Origin of the sequence: Rhizobium sp. PvP014 (assembly GCF_017876855.1) — a bacterium.
Classification (GTDB): domain Bacteria; phylum Pseudomonadota; class Alphaproteobacteria; order Rhizobiales; family Rhizobiaceae; genus Neorhizobium; species Neorhizobium soli.
Genome location: NZ_JAGIOT010000002.1, coordinates 3,060,041 through 3,076,200 on the forward strand (window position 1 = coordinate 3,060,041; position 16,160 = coordinate 3,076,200).

Annotated in this window: 17 protein-coding genes; 3 read left to right on the plus strand and 14 right to left on the minus strand. The window is 61.4% G+C overall.

What is annotated here, in order from left to right:
• Positions 1–29: 29 nt before the first annotated feature.
• Positions 30–1,643 carry an exodeoxyribonuclease VII large subunit gene (gene xseA, locus J3A65_RS19345; RefSeq protein ID WP_209902886.1) on the plus strand — a complete coding sequence of 538 codons (1,614 nt, stop codon included), beginning with the start codon at positions 30–32 and terminating at the stop codon, positions 1,641–1,643.
• A 123-nt stretch (positions 1,644–1,766) separates the two neighbouring features.
• Complete coding sequence (locus J3A65_RS19350; protein ID WP_062578748.1) at positions 1,767–2,102, plus strand: hypothetical protein; 336 nt, start codon at positions 1,767–1,769, stop codon at positions 2,100–2,102.
• Positions 2,103–2,145: 43 nt separating this feature from the next.
• Here the strand turns inward: J3A65_RS19350 and J3A65_RS19355 are convergent, their stop codons facing one another.
• The 3 genes from J3A65_RS19355 to J3A65_RS19365 all read right to left on the minus strand — a co-directional run bounded on the left by J3A65_RS19355 (position 2,146) and on the right by J3A65_RS19365 (position 4,324).
• Positions 2,146–3,399 carry an aminopeptidase gene (locus J3A65_RS19355; RefSeq protein ID WP_209902889.1) on the minus strand — a complete coding sequence of 418 codons (1,254 nt, stop codon included), beginning with the start codon at positions 3,397–3,399 and terminating at the stop codon, positions 2,146–2,148.
• Between the two features lie 92 nt (positions 3,400–3,491).
• Positions 3,492–3,965 (minus strand): Cys-tRNA(Pro) deacylase, encoded by a 474-nt coding sequence (gene ybaK, locus J3A65_RS19360; protein ID WP_209902891.1) that lies wholly within the window; start codon positions 3,963–3,965, stop codon positions 3,492–3,494.
• Positions 3,966–3,970: 5 nt separating this feature from the next.
• Positions 3,971–4,324 carry an ArsC family reductase gene (locus tag J3A65_RS19365; RefSeq protein ID WP_209902893.1) on the minus strand — a complete coding sequence of 118 codons (354 nt, stop codon included), beginning with the start codon at positions 4,322–4,324 and terminating at the stop codon, positions 3,971–3,973.
• A 170-nt stretch (positions 4,325–4,494) separates the two neighbouring features.
• Here J3A65_RS19365 and J3A65_RS19370 point away from each other — a divergent pair, with 170 nt between their 5' ends.
• Positions 4,495–4,659, plus strand: a complete 165-nt coding sequence (locus J3A65_RS19370) for a hypothetical protein (protein ID WP_092663836.1) — start codon at positions 4,495–4,497, stop codon at positions 4,657–4,659.
• A 256-nt stretch (positions 4,660–4,915) separates the two neighbouring features.
• Here the strand turns inward: J3A65_RS19370 and J3A65_RS19375 are convergent, their stop codons facing one another.
• The 11 genes from J3A65_RS19375 to J3A65_RS19425 all read right to left on the minus strand — a co-directional run bounded on the left by J3A65_RS19375 (position 4,916) and on the right by J3A65_RS19425 (position 15,932).
• Positions 4,916–5,506, minus strand: coding sequence for a YqaA family protein (locus J3A65_RS19375; RefSeq protein ID WP_209902896.1), 591 nt, complete (start codon positions 5,504–5,506; stop codon positions 4,916–4,918).
• Positions 5,507–5,571: 65 nt separating this feature from the next.
• Positions 5,572–7,161, minus strand: a complete 1,590-nt coding sequence (guaA, locus tag J3A65_RS19380) for a glutamine-hydrolyzing GMP synthase (protein WP_062454075.1) — start codon at positions 7,159–7,161, stop codon at positions 5,572–5,574.
• A gap of 40 nt (positions 7,162–7,201) precedes the next feature.
• A complete protein-coding gene (locus J3A65_RS19385) occupies positions 7,202–7,840 on the minus strand; it encodes a 5'-methylthioadenosine/S-adenosylhomocysteine nucleosidase (RefSeq protein WP_209902898.1) in 639 nt (212 codons plus the stop codon).
• On the minus strand, positions 7,837–8,286 hold the full coding sequence (locus J3A65_RS19390) for a PaaI family thioesterase (RefSeq protein WP_092663828.1): 450 nt from the start codon (positions 8,284–8,286) through the stop codon (positions 7,837–7,839). The genes J3A65_RS19385 and J3A65_RS19390 overlap by 4 nt, the downstream gene beginning before the upstream one ends.
• Before the next feature lie 70 nt (positions 8,287–8,356).
• Complete coding sequence (locus J3A65_RS19395; RefSeq protein WP_062454072.1) at positions 8,357–8,809, minus strand: TspO/MBR family protein; 453 nt, start codon at positions 8,807–8,809, stop codon at positions 8,357–8,359.
• A 37-nt stretch (positions 8,810–8,846) separates the two neighbouring features.
• A complete protein-coding gene (locus tag J3A65_RS19400; RefSeq protein WP_209902900.1) occupies positions 8,847–9,932 on the minus strand; it encodes a DUF1513 domain-containing protein in 1,086 nt (361 codons plus the stop codon).
• Between the two features lie 3 nt (positions 9,933–9,935).
• A complete protein-coding gene (locus tag J3A65_RS19405; protein WP_209902902.1) occupies positions 9,936–11,042 on the minus strand; it encodes an imelysin family protein in 1,107 nt (368 codons plus the stop codon).
• Positions 11,042–12,700, minus strand: a complete 1,659-nt coding sequence (locus J3A65_RS19410) for a di-heme oxidoredictase family protein (protein WP_209902904.1) — start codon at positions 12,698–12,700, stop codon at positions 11,042–11,044. The genes J3A65_RS19405 and J3A65_RS19410 overlap by 1 nt, the downstream gene beginning before the upstream one ends.
• A 29-nt stretch (positions 12,701–12,729) precedes the next feature.
• Positions 12,730–14,001, minus strand: coding sequence for an imelysin family protein (locus J3A65_RS19415; RefSeq protein WP_209902906.1), 1,272 nt, complete (start codon positions 13,999–14,001; stop codon positions 12,730–12,732).
• 125 nt (positions 14,002–14,126) lie between these two features.
• A complete protein-coding gene (locus tag J3A65_RS19420) occupies positions 14,127–15,416 on the minus strand; it encodes an RsmB/NOP family class I SAM-dependent RNA methyltransferase (protein ID WP_209902908.1) in 1,290 nt (429 codons plus the stop codon).
• A 99-nt stretch (positions 15,417–15,515) separates the two neighbouring features.
• A complete protein-coding gene (locus tag J3A65_RS19425) occupies positions 15,516–15,932 on the minus strand; it encodes a septal ring lytic transglycosylase RlpA family protein (RefSeq protein WP_062454067.1) in 417 nt (138 codons plus the stop codon).
• Between the last annotated feature and the right edge of the window lie 228 nt (positions 15,933–16,160).

The following is a 16,160-nucleotide window of genomic DNA, read 5'->3' on the forward strand; positions in this document are numbered from 1 at the left end:
CGGCGCAGCCTTCGGTTAGAACAAAGGGCATGACGAGCACTACCGCCCAAGAATCGCCGACGAACCTCACCGAATTTTCCGTGTCGGAGCTTTCCGGCTCGATCAAGCGCACGATGGAGAATGCGTTCGATCATGTGCGGGTGAGGGGAGAGATTTCCGGTTATCGCGGTCCGCACTCTTCCGGTCATGCCTATTTCTCGCTGAAGGACGACCGCTCGCGCATTGATGCGGTCATCTGGAAGGGCACCTTCTCGCGCCTGCGGTTCCGGCCGGAAGAAGGCATGGAAGTGATCGCGACCGGCAAGATCACCACATTTCCAGGCTCGTCGAAATATCAGATCGTCATCGAAAACCTCGAGCCGGCAGGCGCCGGCGCGCTCATGGCGCTGCTTGAGGAGCGCCGCCGCAAGCTCGGTGCCGAAGGCCTGTTCGATCAGGACCGCAAGCAGCCCCTGCCTTATCTGCCGCGTGTCATCGGCGTGGTGACCTCGCCAACCGGCGCCGTCATCCGCGATATCCTGCACCGCATTTCCGATCGCTTTCCCGTCCATGTGGTCCTATGGCCCGTCAAGGTTCAGGGCGAGGGGTCCGGCGAGGAAGTCGCCGCTGCCATCCGCGGGTTCAACGCGCTCGGGCCAGGTGACGCCATCCGAAGACCAGATGTGCTGATCGTCGGCCGCGGTGGCGGCAGTCTGGAAGATCTCTGGAGCTTCAACGACGAGATCGTCGTGCGCGCTGCAGCCGAAAGCCGGATACCGCTGATCTCGGCCGTGGGCCACGAGACCGACTGGACGCTCCTCGATCACGCCGCCGATGTTCGCGCACCGACGCCGACAGGCGCCGCCGAAATGGCTGTTCCCGTGAAGGCGGATCTCGATGCGCAGCTCGCCAGCCTGGCCGCTCGGCTGCGGGGCTGTGCAGCGCGCCAGATGGACCACCGCAAACAGTCGCTGCGGGCGCTCGTCCGCGCGCTTCCGTCGCTCGACCAGCTGCTGGCACTTCCGCGCCGACGGTTCGATGAAGCCGCGGCTGGCCTCGGCCGCGGGCTGGAGCGCACGACGGTCGTCAAGCGCCGCGCGTTCGAGCGTGTCTCGTCCGGTCTGCGCCTCGATCTCCTGACGGGCAGGCTCCAGCAACAACGCCAGGCTTTGAACGACCGGCTGCTACGGGCCGATCGTTGCCTGGAGAGAAGAGCGTTGAGCGAACGCGGGCGTCTGTCGCGTTTCGAAGCGTCGCTGAAATCTCTGCCCGCGCGGCTGCTCGGCCAGATCCAGCGCGAGCGTCAACATCTCGTATCGTTCGGGCGCCATGCCGATACCGCTATGTCGCACACGCTCGCGCGCAGCCGTTCGGCCATCTCGGCGCAGGATCGCGTCCTGCAGTCGCTCTCCTACAAGAACGTCCTGCAACGCGGTTTTGCGGTCATTCGAGATGAGAACAACCACCCCCTGACACGGGCCGCTGGCATCGGCGAGGGCCGGGCGATTTCCGTGGAATTCGCTGACGGTCGTATCTCGGCCGTCACGGGCGGCGAGGCACCCGTTGACTATCCGTCGCCCTCCGCACGGCCATCTCAGCCGAAAAAGAAGCTGCCGAAACCGGAAGGTGCCGACCAGCCTGCCAAGCAGGGCACGCTGTTCTAACCCTTGGGCGGCAACCCATTCAAATCCCCGCCAAGACTTCCTATCTTCTCCACGAAGAGACCTCTCTGGAACACGGCGTTGCAAGCCGCGTTTCCTCGGCAGTTGCAAACGGAGACCATGGCCATGAAAAAAGCATTCGCGACCTCGTTGCTGATCCTCTCGGCGGCAGCTTTCGGCACTCCGGCACTGGCCGGACAGACGAGGGCATCGGAGATCATCTTCGGCAAGGCTTATGACGATAACGTCATCGCGATCCAGTCCGGCTCGCTCACCAGCCGCAAGGACGGGTATTCCGAGTGGTCGGGTTCCGGCAACGAACTGATCATGCGCCGTGCCCAGGCGGAAGTCAGTGCCGACGGCAGCCTGATGCGCTCGCTCGAAGCCCGCGGCATTGCCATCCACAACGTCCTGTCGGTGGAAACCGCTGCCAATGGCGGCAAGGTCGTCTATTACCGTTGATAGTGGCAAAGGCCCGGCAAATCCGGGCCTCGCGTCTCGTGCGTCAGGCCCATTCGCCGGCGCGCATGACGGGCACTTTGGAACCATCGGCCCTGATGCCGTCGATATCCACCTTGTCGGATCCGATCATCCAGTCGATGTGGATGAGGCTTGAATTTCCGCCTTGCGTCCTGATCTGCTCCGGCGTCAGTGAAGCTCCATCGAGGAAGCATTTCGAGTAGCACTGGCCGAGCGCGATGTGGCACGACGCGTTTTCGTCAAACAGCGTGTTGTAAAACAGGATGCCGCTTGCCGAAATCGGCGATGAATGCGGCACCAGTGCTACTTCGCCCAGCCGGCGGGCGCCCGCATCCGTATCGAGAACCCGGCTCAGCACTTCTCCGCCCTTGGCAGCGTTTGCCTCAACGATCCGGCCGCCTTCGAACTTCACTCTGATGTCGTCGATCAACGTGCCCTGATGCGACAGCGGCTTGGTGCTGGAAACATAGCCTTCCACCTTCAGCGCGTGGGGGGTGGTGAACACTTCCTCGGTCGGAATGTTCGGATTGCAGGTGATGCCGTTTTTCGCGACGGACGCCCCGCCATGCCATTCATGGCCATCAGCCAGGCCAACCGTCAGGTCCGTGCCGGGTCCGGTGAAATGAAGCGCTGAAAAACGCTCGCCGTTCAGCCAAGTGGAGCGCTTCTTGAGGTTCGCATTGTGCGATGCCCAGGCAGCGACCGGGTCTGCCAGATCGACGCGGGAGGCGGCGAAGATCGCATCGGCAAGCTTGCGCACCGCCACCTCTTCGGCCACGTCCGGGAACACCTGCCGCGCCCATGCCGGGTTGGGATAGGAAATGATGTTCCAGTTGATGTCGAAATTGGCGATCTTTTCAAGCGCCGGCTTATAGGCCATCGAATTGGCCTTGTTGGCCCGCGCCACCTTGGTAGGATCCTGTTCGGAGAGCATCATCGGGTTGTCACCGGAGATCGCCAGCCGCGCGGCGCCATTGGCGTAAGCCTTCGCCATGCCCTCGTAGAGCCAGTCCGAGGCCTTGTCGAAACTCGCATCGGGCGCGAATTCGTAGCGCGCAAGCGTCGTCTCTTCGTCGGAATAGAACGTGGTAACAAGACCGGCACCGGCCTTATAGGCGTGGCGGGTCAGGAACCGCACCAGCGGCAAGGCCGCAATCGGCGCTGTGATGACGAGATCCTGGCCCTTCTCCAGCCCAAGGCCAACCTTGACCGCCACTTCGGCAAGCTTTTCGAGTTTCTGCGGATCGATGGCGGTCTGGAAATTCGGCACGATTGTCATAATGGCCTCTGTTCTTGGAATATCTGCTGACACGACTTAGGGTAACTGAGGTGAATTTGAAGTCGATCGGTCACGATCATAGTCCCCTCGCTTCACGCAACAAGGGCCGCCGCTATCGCTTTCAATGCCGATTGTGCGTCTTTTGGGGCAAGACGAACCTGAAGCCCTCGCTGGCCACCATTGATGAAAACATGGACCTCTTCGAGAGCAGTCGCTTCGATGGCCGTCGGGACGAGCTTCCTCTGTCCGAACGGGCTGATGCCGCCGACACGATAACCGGTTATCCGTTCCGCATCGGCCGGCTTCATCATGGCCGCAGACTTGCCGCCGAAGGCCGCCGCAAGCTTCTTCATCGAGACTTCCCTATCGGACGGGATGACAACGCAGACCGCCTTGCCGTCCACCTCCGCCATCAACGTCTTCAGGACACGGCAAGGATTTTCGCCGATCGCCTCGGCTGCCTGAAGCCCGATGCGTTCGGCGTTGGGATCATAGTCATAAGCGACCGTCGTGAAGCTCACGCCAGCCTTCTCGAGGACTTCGGTTGCGCGGGTCGCCTTGGACATGAAATTCAGGTCTCGGTGAATGTCGCGGCGTAGTTTTCCGGTTTGAAGCCGACGACCAATTTTCCATCCGCTTCCAGTATCGGCCGCTTGATCATCGACGGCTGAGCCGCCATCAGCGCGATCGCCTTTTCCCGGTCGAGATCCAGCTTGTCGGTCTCGGGGAGTTTCTTGAACGTGGTGCCTGCGCGGTTTAGCACCTGTTCCCACCCGGCGCGCCCCGTCCAGTCGTTAAGATGGTCGGGGTCGATACCGAGCGCCTTGTAGTCGTGGAAGGTGTAGGCAACGCCCTTCTCATCCAGCCAGGCGCGGGCCTTCTTCATCGTGTCGCAGTTCTTGATGCCATAGATGGTGATCGCCATGAGAACCTCTTCCATTGATGACGATCGATAGCAACCACAGCTCGGTTTAGGCAAGGCATGGATGCCGTGAGGTCCGTGCCATGTGATTGGCGCATGCCTCCTCTGTGAGCTTGTCGATTGTATAGGCACAATGTGCAGCCTATTTTAGGAACATCACAAGGAGAGATCAAATGTCTGCATCTATCAAGAACCGCGTTGGCGCATTCGGTCGTGCATTTGCACTGTTCGGCGCTGCCGTCTCCGCATCCGCTGCTGTCGAAAACAATCGTCGTCCGCACGCCCGTGACCTTGAGATCCTCGGCATCGATCCCCAGGCTTTCCGCAAGGTTCGCTAATCATACTTTCAAAGACCGCCCGGCGGGAAAGCTCCTGCCGGACATGTGTGTCGTAACACATCGCCACACCACGAGCGCTGATGATATGACCCGGCTGAGACCTTCAGCCAGAGCAGGTCACCATCCCGCTTAACGCATGGCTTGTTTCGCAAGCCGATAGGCGTTCAGGACACAAACTTCCCCGCAGAATTGATGATACTAGGCCAGGAATGCGCAAGCAGCCTGATAACGTAGCCGCAGCTGGCGTCGCGCCAACTCAGCTCATCAGCATCTTGTAGGCGCAATAGACGGCGATCAGCACGACGGCGCCGATCAGTGCCAGCTTCCCGAGCCGCTTCTCGATGAAGTGCCGGATGCTCTCGCCATGGCGACGCAGGAGCCATGCCAGGAGAAAGAAGCGGGCACCGCGGGTCACCACGGCCGCCGCGATAAACAGCCAGATGTTGACATGCACGGCACCGGACAGGATCGTGACCACCTTGATCGGCGGCAGATGCGCAAAGCCTGAAGTGACCAGCATCAGCAGGATCGTCTCGTAGGTGATGCCGGACTTCAGCTCGTTGAACGTATCGAGCTTGCCCCAGAATTCGAGGATCGGCACGGCGATCGCATCGAAAGCGAAAAACCCGATCCACCAGCCCGCAATGCCGCCGAGGACCGAAAACGTCGTGGCGATCAGCGCGTAGCGCCAGGCACGCTCGGGTCTCGCGAGCGCCATAGGCAAAAACAGCACATCCGCCGGCACTAGGAAGACAGAGCTTTCGACGAAGGCGATGATAGCAAGCCACACGCTTGCGGACTTGCGGGCGCTGAGCGCCATCGTCCAGTCATAGAGGCTGCGGAGCATAGGGATATCCGGGAAGGGATTGGGAGGTGACAGGCCGCTGGGTGATGCGGCCGGTCACTAAAGGCCTATTCCCACTCGATCGTGCCGGGCGGCTTGCTGGTCACGTCGTAGACAACGCGGTTGATGCCGCGCACTTCGTTGATGATGCGGGTTGCCGCACGACCAAGGAAGTTCATGTCGTAGGGGTAGAAGTCGGCCGTCATGCCGTCGACCGAGGTGACCGCGCGCAGTGCACAGACGAAGTCGTAGGTGCGGTAGTCGCCCATCACGCCGACGGTCTGGACCGGCAGCAGCACAGCGAATGCCTGCCAGATCGTGTCGTAGAGACCGGCCTTGCGGATTTCGTCGAGATAGATCGCATCCGCCTTGCGCAGGATATCGAGCTTTTCGCGGGTAATCCCACCGGGGCAGCGGATGGCAAGACCTGGGCCAGGGAACGGGTGGCGGCCGATAAAGCTTTCCGGCAGGCCGAGTTCCCGGCCGAGTGCGCGGACTTCGTCCTTGAACAGTTCGCGCAGCGGCTCCACCAACTGCATGTTCATGCGCTCAGGAAGGCCGCCAACATTGTGGTGGCTCTTGATGGTGACCGACGGGCCACCTGAGAACGAAACGCTCTCGATGACGTCGGGATAGAGCGTGCCCTGCGCGAGGAAGCGTGGAGCGCCCTTGCCGTCGGACGCGATCTTGGCGGCTTCCGCCTCAAAAACCTCGATGAACAGGCGGCCGATCGTCTTGCGCTTGACCTCAGGGTCGGAAACGCCGGCCAGCTGCGTCAGGAACAGGTCGGATGCATCGACGGCAACAAGCGGGATGTTATAGGCGTCGCGGAACATGCCGACGACCTGTTCGGTCTCGCCCTGGCGCATCAGGCCATGGTCGACATAGATGCAGGTCAGCTGGTCGCCGATCGCTTCGTGGATCAGGATAGCGGCAACGGATGAATCAACGCCGCCGGACAGGCCGCAGATGACGCGCTCGGTGCCAACCTGTTCCTGGATCTTGCGGATCATCTCGGCCTTGTAGGCAGCCATGGTCCAGTCGGATTTCAGGCCGACGATTTTGTGCACGAAATTGGAGAGAAGCTTGGCGCCATCAGGCGTGTGCACCACTTCCGGATGGAACATCGTCGTGTAGTAGCGACGGCTCTCGTCGGCAGCGATCGCGAACGGCGCGTTTTCGGATGTGGCGATGACTTCGAAGCCGTCTGGCAACTGCGTGACGCGGTCGCCGTGGCTCATCCACACGGGATAGCGGCCGCCCTGTTCCCAGAAACCATCAAACAGCGGGCTGGATTTCTTGATCTCGACGTCGGCGCGGCCGAATTCCGCGGCATGGCCACCCTCGACGACGCCGCCGAGCTGGGTTGCCAGCGTCTGCTGGCCGTAGCAGATGCCGAGGATCGGAACGCCGCTGTCGAACACAGCCTGCGGTGCGCGCGGGCTACCCTCAGTCGTGACCGATGCCGGGCCGCCGGAAAAGATCACGCCCTTCGGCGCCATCCTGTCGAAGGCGTCCGCTGCACTTTGAAACGGGTGGATCTCGCAATACACACCCGCTTCGCGCACGCGGCGCGCAATCAGCTGCGTCACCTGGCTGCCGAAATCGATGATGAGAATGCTGTCGGGATGAGCTACCAAGGGCGTTGTCTGGGTCATGGCGAGCCTTTAGAGAAAAACTGGCTTTTGTGCAACTGCGTCAGAGCGCCAAATCGCCGCTTTCGAGGGCGTTTTCAAGCCGGTCGATGACCGCGGCAAGCTTCTCGTCAATGACATGGAGATATTCCGTCCAGTTGTCGACATGCTTCAGCTCCGCCTTGCCGTCGGAAATGCCCCGCAGGCCGATCAGCGGAAGACCGAAAAGCTGACAGCATCGCAGCACGGCGAATGTCTCCATGTCCACCATGTCGGCGGCCACGAGATCGTAGGCTGCTCCTGAAACGATATTGCCGCCCGTCGAAAGCGACGCTTCCGCGATGCCGGGGATGCGTAGCGGCATGGGGACGATTGCCGGGTGATCGAGAAACGGTGTGCGTCCCTTCTCGAAACCGAGCGGGGAGGCGTCCATGTCGCGATAGGCAACGGAGGATACCTGATAGACTTCCGTCTGCTCGAGACTGCGCGAGCCGGCGGACCCGAGTGAGACGACCAGATCCGGCAACCGGCTTTCCGCCTCCAGCAGTGTCAGCGCACGCGCCAGAACGATCGCCGCCTCCACCGGGCCGACGCCGGTCATCAGCGGCTTGATACGGGTTTTGAGATGCGGACCATATTCGGCATCGACGGCCATGACGAACATGATTTGCCTGCCAGAAACTGCCTTAAGTTCGAAATTCATCCGACGATATCCTGCCTGCCGCGGATGACCATCATCGATGCGGTCATGGACGCAATGAGTTTTGCCGGCCCGTCACCGATCGCATAACCACGCCCGTCCGCGACGATGATCGTTGACCCCGGTTTGGTGATTTCGCCGCGGAACAGAAACCGCTCCCCACGACCGGGCGACAGGAGGTTCACCTTGAACTCGATCGTCAGGATCGAAGCGTCAGGTGCGATCGTCGTGTAGGCGGCATATGTGCAGGCCGTATCGAGTGCCGCCGAAATCACGCCGGCATGCAGAAACCCATGCTGTTGGGTCAGCTTTTCGCTATAGGGCAGCTCGATCTCGATCATCGCCTGCTCGACCCGGGTGAGCTCCGCATCGAGCATTGCCATCGCGCCCTGCCGGTCAAAACTCTGGCGAATACGCTCGCGAAAATCGCCTGTTTCGAGAATGCTCATGCCTGCCCCTTTGATCGAGGCAAGGTGCCATGCCGGGCCGGTATCGGCAAGCCGGTTTGGTCTCGGCTCGTCAGTTGAGCATGACGATCGAAATATTGAGCATCGTCGCAAACGCGACCCACAGCGCATAGGGCACGAACAGCAGCGCGGCCGTGCGGTTCGGCCGCCAGCTCATGGCGATGAACAGCAGGATGAAAGCGAGCATAGGCACGATGATGGTGAGGCCGAGAACCGGGTTCTGCATCCCGAAGAAGGCCGGAGACCAGAGCAGGTTCAGGACGGCCTGCACCGCAAACACGACCAGCCTTCGAGTGTTGTTCTGGTCGTACCAGGTAGAGGCAAGCGCTGCGCCGATCATGCCGTAAAGAACCGTCCAGACCGGTCCGAAGATCCAGTTCGGCGGATTGAAGAACGGCTTGTTCAGCTGTTGGTACCATTCGCCGGGAATGTTGCTGACGCCGCTGATCACGCCGACGGCGACCGACGCGATGATGAAGAGACCGTAGACAATAGGTTTGCGCATGTACCCTCAGATAGAGCGGTTTGAGCGGCCGGAAAGATCATCCGATGCGAACGATGTGCTGGTCCCAGGCTATCCGGCTTTTGGTCTCGTTGAAACGCCCGTCATAGGTGGAGACCGCGATGCCGTGCGCGGCCGGTGCCACGCCTGCAGCCTCCCGCACCGTCTCTTGCTTGAGCACCTCGCCCGTCCTTGCATCCAGCGTCACCGCCGCACCGCCGACCGGCGATGTCAGGCCGACCAGCCCCTCGCGACGGTTGACGGCAATCGCACCCACATAGTTGCCAAGCCGGACCGTTGTCGGTTCGGGCAGGTCGAGGAATGCGATGTCCTCGCCCTTCGAAAACCAGCCGGCAAGCGGCGGCAATGCGTTGCGCGCACCTTCCCACTGGCAGGCAAACCAGATGCGGCCACTATCGGCAATGTCGAGATGCCTTGTGGAGAGCTGGGATAGCGTCGGCGGCATCAGGTGTTTCTGGATCAGCGCGCCGGATCTTGCGTCCAACAGCACCAGCGAAGGCTCCATGCGGTCGAGATTGAGCTTGGTGCGGCCGAAATCCGGATGCGTCTCGATACCGCCATTGGCGATGACCAGCATCGATCCGTCGTCGGAGACGGTCATATCGTGGGTCCCGACACCATGGGCATCGAATTCGCCGATGCGGCGGAAGCCGTCGCTTCCATCATAGACCCCGATCATGCCGCGATTGCCGTCGAAATCGTTTTCGCTCGCGTAGAGCCTGGTGCCGTCGGGCGAAAAATGCCCGTGCCCGTAGAAGTGTCGCCCCTCCGGCGCGGTGATCATGACAGGCTCCGCCCGGCGTGCCGCATCGAACACCATGGCGAACGTGCCCGGCCTTCTGGCAAAGGCGACGGTTCGACCGGTCGTAGCACTGAAGGCCATGCCATGCGCGCGCGCGGGCAGAGCCACACGGTCGATGATCTCGCCGCGCTCCGACACGGTCGCAATGCCGAACGACCCGTCGGGTGCGCGAAAACCCGCCGCGTAAACCGCGTCCGCCCGTTCCAGCGCCATCAGCGAGCCCGGTTGAAGCGCCGCGGTAAAGGCGACGCCGGCGGCCTTCAGGAAACCGCGTCGATCGATCGTTTCGCCGCGCCAGGTCATGGCCTAGTCGCCGTCTGCAAACGAGAAGCCGGAGGAAAGCCCAATCGCGCCTCCATAACCGTCGTTCAGCTTGGCGATCACGTCCTTGCCGCCGTCGAGAAGCGATTGAAGCTTAGCCTGTTCGCCGGGGTTTTCGACAGCCAATTCGATATTGGGCATCACGGTGCGGGCCGTGGCGATCATGGACTGCAATCTGTCCTGCGTTGCCGCGACGACCGGCTGGTCCTTTTCCTGCAACAGCTCGACCATGCCCGACGTGGCGAGCAGTTTTGACAATCCGTCGAGATTGCCGTGCAGGCTGTCCCAGGTGTTTTGCGAACGCCAAAACAGCGCCTGTTTCGGAAACGTCGCCTTGCCGGCACCCTTGTAGAATGTCTCGATCCGCTGGTCGCGCACGGCCTCCGCGCCATGGACCAGAATACCGAGCAACGCAGTTATCGCCTCGCCGCCGGTGCGAAAGGCCGGGTTGTCAGGTCCCGGCTGCTCCCAGGTTTTGGCGATGCCATCCGGTGCGTCCCAGATGCCGGCCACGTCCTTGGCCACATTGGCGACGTTCTGGGCGACTGCTGCGGCATAGCGGCAGCGAAATGCATTCTCGGCCTGCAGCAGATCGCTATCGGCCTTGGTGCCGTAAAGCAGATATTCGAGTGCCCCGAGACCCTGCGTCGCAACACTTTTGGAGGCAAGCGTCGTCGGGTCCGTCGCGGTCTCGTCCTTCTTGGCAAGCACAGCCTGCACCTGTTTCAGCCCGGTGCTCTTCCGGTCAGGATAAAACAAAATCCGCTCGAACCGGTTCTGCTCGATGATCGGACCGGTGCGAACGATCTCGATCGAACCCCAGCTCACGACGAGCGCGCGGAATGCGGTCTTGACGACATTGAGATTTGCGACCGAAGGCGCCTTGCAGAGCGCAGCACTCTTGTCGGCCACATCCTGCGCAGACGTCTCGAAGGCATCATAGCCCGGCCGGATAAAGCCGTTGACCGCCGCAGTCATCACTTTCGTGACGGTAGCTGCCGGAAGCTCGACTGCCGGCACGCTGTCGGCATCCTGTGCCTGCGCTGTTGTGGACAGCAGCAGAGCCAGGCCGGCCGCGAAGATCATGCGCATCAGAGTGACTCCAGGAAGGTGAGAAGAGAAGCGCGATCATCCTTGGAAAGCCATGCAAAGGCATCACGTGCCTTCTGCGCCTCGCCGCCATGCCAGAGAATTGCCTCGGTCAGGTTTCGCGCCCGCCCGTCATGCAGGAAGAACGTGTGCCCATTGACGGTCTGTGTCAAGCCGATACCCCAGAGCGGTTGGGTGCGCCATTCCTGCCCGTTCGCCACGCCCACCTGCTGGCCATCGGCAAGGCCTTCGCCCATGTCGTGCAGCAGGAAGTCGGAATAGGGCCAGATCAGCTGGAATGCATGCGCCTTGTTTCCCGCATCGCGGCGGGTCACGAATTTCGGCATGTGGCAGGACGCACAGCCCGCCTGATAAAACAGCTGCTTGCCCTTCAGCACGCCGGCATCGCCGATATCGCGTCGGGCAGGCACGGCAAGGTTTTCCGAATAGAACGTGACGAGCGGCAGCACCGGATCCGGCGCTTCCACCGAACCGAGCCTCGGCTGCACACCGGTCGGCAGGGCCAGACAGTCGATTTGCGCCTTCCGGCAGTCGCCGTGATCGAACGGATCGTCCGGCGTCGAGATGCCGATATCGCCGGCGAAAGCCGATGAGCTCTGGTCGCGGATGGAGGCGTTCTGCGCCTTGAAGCCGAAACGCCCGATCTTCAGGTCGCCGCTCTTGTGGTCGCGCACCAGCGCGGCCTTTCCGGAAATACCATCGCCATCGGTGTCGTCAGGATCGGCGTTTGCAAGCAGGTCGGCCTCGTGGATCGCCTGGATGAGGCCCATGCCGATCATCGGCGGGGCCACGCGCGGAGAAAGCGTGACATCGCCCTCCATCGGGCCAAACCCCAGATCAGCAACCGAATAGCTCGGCTTGCGCAGAGTAACCACCTCGCCATCGGCAAGTTTCACCGGCAGGTCCTGATAGGCGATCTGCAGTCTGCCTTCGGCCTGAAGGCCGGGGACCGCCAGATCCTGTAACTGCTCGCCATAGACCGCGTCCGGAAAGTTGAGCTTGCGATAATCGGCGATCGCCGCGCGTTCTTCGTCGGTCCGCGCCGGGCGTGCCAGCCGCAGAAACATCGATGTCGCGTCGGCGGCACCTTCGGGCGGATGTCCGCGGCCATCCTTCAGGTGGCAACTCTGACAGGCGCGTGCGTTAAACAGCGGCCCCAACCCGTCGGAAGCCTGGGTCGACGAGGGAGAAGACACCCAGAGCTTCGTGAACAGCGCATTGCCGAGCTTGAACTCCTGCTCTTCCTCGAACGTGATGTTGGCAGAAAAATGCGAGAAGATATTCCCGTTGACGCTTGCCTTGGTGGTTGCCCCGCCGCCGGCCATCAGCTCGAACTGCTCCGGCTTGGAGAAGTCCGTCGTGGCAAGCGTCACGCTCGCCACCCGCTTCTGGTCTTTCGGGTTGAGATCGGTGCGCGATGTCGGAAAAATGCTGTCGCCACCGGTGGCGACGATGGGGATCAGAAACAGAGCGCCGGAAAGCAGCGGCAAAACCAGCCGAAACAGATATCCGCTGCTTTTCCCGGAAGGAAGAAGGCAGCCGCAAGCAAGCCCGTCGTCCAGCGGGTGCTGGCGACAACCTGGGGAGTGGTTATGCCCCTCCCGCGTTCGGGGAGGGGTGAACGAGGTGAAGTGTTTCATCGCAATCGCTTGGCAACCGCTTCAGCGGCTTACTGAAATACGGCTTCCGGATTGTCCAGGCTGTCGGAGCCTTCGAGATCCACCTTGCCGAGATCGAGCGACGCAACGACGCGCTCGATCGTCTTGGTCTGGTCGATCAGCCCATCGATCGCCTTCTGGACCACCGCATTGCCGTCGGCATTGTTCTCGCCGATCATCTGGTCATAGGCCTCGACCTTCTGGGCACGGTCGGCCATCGCGTTCATGGCCGCAAGCGTCGCATCCAGCTTGCCCTTCATCTCGTCGTCCAGCGCCTTGTCCTTGGCCAAGACGAGATCTGACAGCGAAGCGCCGGTCATCTTGGTGCCGTCGATACGGGTATATTCTCCCGTATAGGCCGACTTGATGCCGATCGCGTCGTTCAGGTGCGAGGCATAGGTGTTGTCGGAGAAGCAGTCATGCTCTTCTTCCGGATCGTGCAGCAGCAGGCCAAGCTTCATCCGCTCGCCGGCAAGCTCGCCATAGGAGAGTGAGCCCATGCCGGTCAGGATGGCGCTCAGTCCCTTCTTGCCATTGGCCTCGACGGTCCTGGCGGCCTTGCCCTTGGGGCCCCACGCCACGACCATGTCCTTCAGATCGGCAACCAGCAATGCGGTCACAGCTTTCAGGTAGGCGGCGCGACGGTCGCAACTGCCGTTGGTGCATTCGGTCTTGCTGTAATCCGTATAGGGGCGCGCACCGGCGCCAGGCCCGGTGCCATTGGTATCTTGGCCCCACAGCAGAAACTCGATCGCATGGTACCCGGTCGCCACATTCGCCTCGATCTCGCCGGCCTCATGCAGGCTGCGAAGGGTCTTCGTGGTGATCTTGGTCGTGTCGAGCGTCTTGCCGTTCACCTTGATCTTGGGGTTGGCAATGATGTTGGCCGTATAGAGCGCGTTCTCGTCGCTTTCGGTGCCATAGGAGGGGTCGACGTAATCGATCAGGCCTTCATCCAGCGGCCAGGCGTTGACCTTGCCTTCCCAGTCGTCAACGGCAGAATTGCCGAAGCGATAGACTTCGGTCTGCTGGTAGGGAACACGCGCCGCGATCCAGGCTGCTTTCGCCGCCTTCAGCGTTTCCTCGCTTGGGCTTGCAATCAGCCCGTCGATGGCCTTTTCGAGGCTTTGCGCTGATATCAGCGAATCCTCGAACTTGGCATGCGCCAGCTCGGAATAATGCTTGAGCACGGCGGCCGGCTTCGTGTCGGCGCGCGCTGCCGTTAATGTCGTCGATGCGGCGAGAAGCGCCACTGCGGCGCCGAAAGCGATTTTGCGGATCATGTCCCTCTCCATTGCGGCGTCGTTTGAAACGAGGCTGCCTCAAAGGCTCATCGCGCAAATCTAAACTTGTGTCAAATGATCTAGTTTAGAATTCTTTCAGGGTAAAACCGCAATGCAAGTCCCGCTCAAACCTTGCGTTGCATGCGGCAGAAAAAGAATCCGTCCGTATCGGTACTTGCGGGTGACAGCGTGACAGTCGCTGCATCCTTCAAGCGAGGCGTGGCCGCGTCGCTTCCGAAAATCTTCGCCCACTGTTCGGCTGCCGGCACAATGGAGAATTCGGGGTTTTGCTCGCAGAAACGGACAGCCTGCTGGTCGTTTTCTTCCGGCAGGATCGAACAGGTCACATAAAGAAGCGCGCCGCCCGGCTTCACGAAAGCGGATGCTTCGGAAAGTGCGTCCTGCTGCTGCGCAATGCGCTCGTCGAGGTTCTTCTGCGTCAGCCGCCATTTCGTGTCGGGGCGACGGCGCCACGTTCCCGTGCCGGTGCAGGGCGCATCGACCAGAACTGCGTCAAGCTTGTTCCGGAGACCTTCAAGCTGGCGTGCATCGTCGTGAACCTGAACATTGCGGGTGCCGGCCCGACGCAGGCGCTCGATGATCGGCGCCAGCCGCTTGCGGTCGGTATCGTAGGCGTGAACCTGGCCCTTGTTGTTCATCGCAGCCGACATCGCCAGCGTCTTGCCGCCGCCACCGGCGCAATAGTCCAGCACCTGATGGTTCTCGGCAGGCTGTACGAGCTCGGCCACGATCTGCGAGCCCTCGTCCTGCACCTCGAACCAGCCCTTCTGGAAGGAAAGCTCGGCGGTGATATTGGGAAGCCGGGAAGCACCTTCGCCGGCAGCGATCCGGATGCCGTTGCGGGCAATGCGCGCAGGCTTGGCACCGGCGCGGTCCAGCGCCTTGACCACCTTGTCGCGCGACGCCTTCAGCGTGTTGGCGCGCAGATCAAGCGTCGGTCGGGTGGCAAGTGCCTTTGCCTCGGCAAGCCAGTCGTCGCCGAAATTTGCTTCGAAGGAGGGTTGAACCCAGTCCGGGATGTCGCCCTGGACGTGAAGCGGCGCGTCTTCCAGCTTGCGGGAGGAAAAGGCTGCCACATGCGCTTCGGTCAAAACCGGCGGCGCGAAACGGTCGTCGGCAAAATCGGCAGTCAGGGTTTCCGGAGAATATCCCCACTGGCGAAGGAGAACCGCATAGGCCAGTGCGACGGCACTATCGTCATCCATGATGAATGCGTGGCTGAGCCGCATGCGCAATGCGTCGTAGACGATGTTTCCGATTGCGGCGCGGTCGCCGGATCCGGCAAAGCGGTGCGCGAGGCCCCAGTCCTTCAGCGCGTCGGCGACGGGGCGTCTGCGTGCCTCGATATCCGCCAGTACGTCGATTGCTCCGGCTACTCGTCCGCCCAGTCGCATGTCATTCTCCGTCTCGGTTGAACCCGTGTGGGGTGGGTCGTAACCGCGAACGGTCGAAAGGGCAAGTGCAGCACGTCAGGCGTTCAAAGCTCTGGTGCCTCAGCCGTCGACGTCCTTGATGCCCTTGCCGGAGATCTTCTGGCTGGAAGCGCGGGTGTCGGCAACGATCTGGTAGCAGACCTGCGCAGTGCCCGAAGAGACCATGCCGATATCCTTGGCTGCGGCTTTCGAAACGTCGATCACCCGGCCGCGAATGAATGGGCCGCGATCGTTGATGCGCACGACGACGCTTTTGCCGTTGCGCTTGTTGGTCACGAGAACCCTGGTGCCGAAGGGCAGCGAGCGATGTGCGGCGGTCAGCTTGGCGGCGTTCATCCGCTCGCCAGAAGCGGTCTTCGAAGAAAGCGCGTACCAGGATGCGTGGCCGCAGCCGGGCGCAGCATTGGCCTGCGCGGTGCCGAGTAGTGCAAAAGCAGCAATGGCAACCGCGAGTGTCGAGCGTCGAATTGTTGTCAAGTCGGTCGTCCCCGTCCGTTTTGTCCCTGCACGTGGCGTGCAGCCGGCTTAAGCGGGGCCAAAAATGGCGAAAAAGTGGGATTCGGTATCACGGAGTGTTACGCATTGTAACATTCGTGATTACATTGCGATCGATGTTGTTAATGCACCCGGCTAAGCTTTTTCGGAAGAAAAGCTTTAGAATCAGTCTCCAAGCGAAACGTCATTCCGCTGGATCCCATGGATGAC

Excerpts from the sequence above, each read along its gene's own strand:
- J3A65_RS19365 (WP_209902893.1), bottom strand. The coding sequence starts at position 4,324 with ATGGCGATCACCATCTATGGCATCAAGAACTGCGACACGATGAAGAAG.
- J3A65_RS19410 (WP_209902904.1), bottom strand. The coding sequence starts at position 12,700 with ATGAAACACTTCACCTCGTTCACCCCTCCCCGAACGCGGGAGGGGCAT.
- J3A65_RS19370 (WP_092663836.1), top strand. The coding sequence starts at position 4,495 with ATGTCTGCATCTATCAAGAACCGCGTTGGCGCATTCGGTCGTGCATTT.
- J3A65_RS19390 (WP_092663828.1), bottom strand. The coding sequence starts at position 8,286 with ATGAGCATTCTCGAAACAGGCGATTTTCGCGAGCGTATTCGCCAGAGT.
- J3A65_RS19420 (WP_209902908.1), bottom strand. The coding sequence starts at position 15,416 with ATGCGACTGGGCGGACGAGTAGCCGGAGCAATCGACGTACTGGCGGAT.
- J3A65_RS19385 (WP_209902898.1), bottom strand. The coding sequence starts at position 7,840 with ATGAATTTCGAACTTAAGGCAGTTTCTGGCAGGCAAATCATGTTCGTC.
- xseA (WP_209902886.1), top strand. The coding sequence starts at position 30 with ATGACGAGCACTACCGCCCAAGAATCGCCGACGAACCTCACCGAATTT.
- ybaK (WP_209902891.1), bottom strand. The coding sequence starts at position 3,965 with ATGTCCAAGGCGACCCGCGCAACCGAAGTCCTCGAGAAGGCTGGCGTG.
- J3A65_RS19405 (WP_209902902.1), bottom strand. The coding sequence starts at position 11,042 with ATGCGCATGATCTTCGCGGCCGGCCTGGCTCTGCTGCTGTCCACAACA.
- J3A65_RS19350 (WP_062578748.1), top strand. The coding sequence starts at position 1,767 with ATGAAAAAAGCATTCGCGACCTCGTTGCTGATCCTCTCGGCGGCAGCT.
- J3A65_RS19355 (WP_209902889.1), bottom strand. The coding sequence starts at position 3,399 with ATGACAATCGTGCCGAATTTCCAGACCGCCATCGATCCGCAGAAACTC.
- J3A65_RS19415 (WP_209902906.1), bottom strand. The coding sequence starts at position 14,001 with ATGATCCGCAAAATCGCTTTCGGCGCCGCAGTGGCGCTTCTCGCCGCA.
- J3A65_RS19395 (WP_062454072.1), bottom strand. The coding sequence starts at position 8,809 with ATGCGCAAACCTATTGTCTACGGTCTCTTCATCATCGCGTCGGTCGCC.
- J3A65_RS19375 (WP_209902896.1), bottom strand. The coding sequence starts at position 5,506 with ATGCTCCGCAGCCTCTATGACTGGACGATGGCGCTCAGCGCCCGCAAG.
- guaA (WP_062454075.1), bottom strand. The coding sequence starts at position 7,161 with ATGACCCAGACAACGCCCTTGGTAGCTCATCCCGACAGCATTCTCATC.
- J3A65_RS19400 (WP_209902900.1), bottom strand. The coding sequence starts at position 9,932 with ATGACCTGGCGCGGCGAAACGATCGATCGACGCGGTTTCCTGAAGGCC.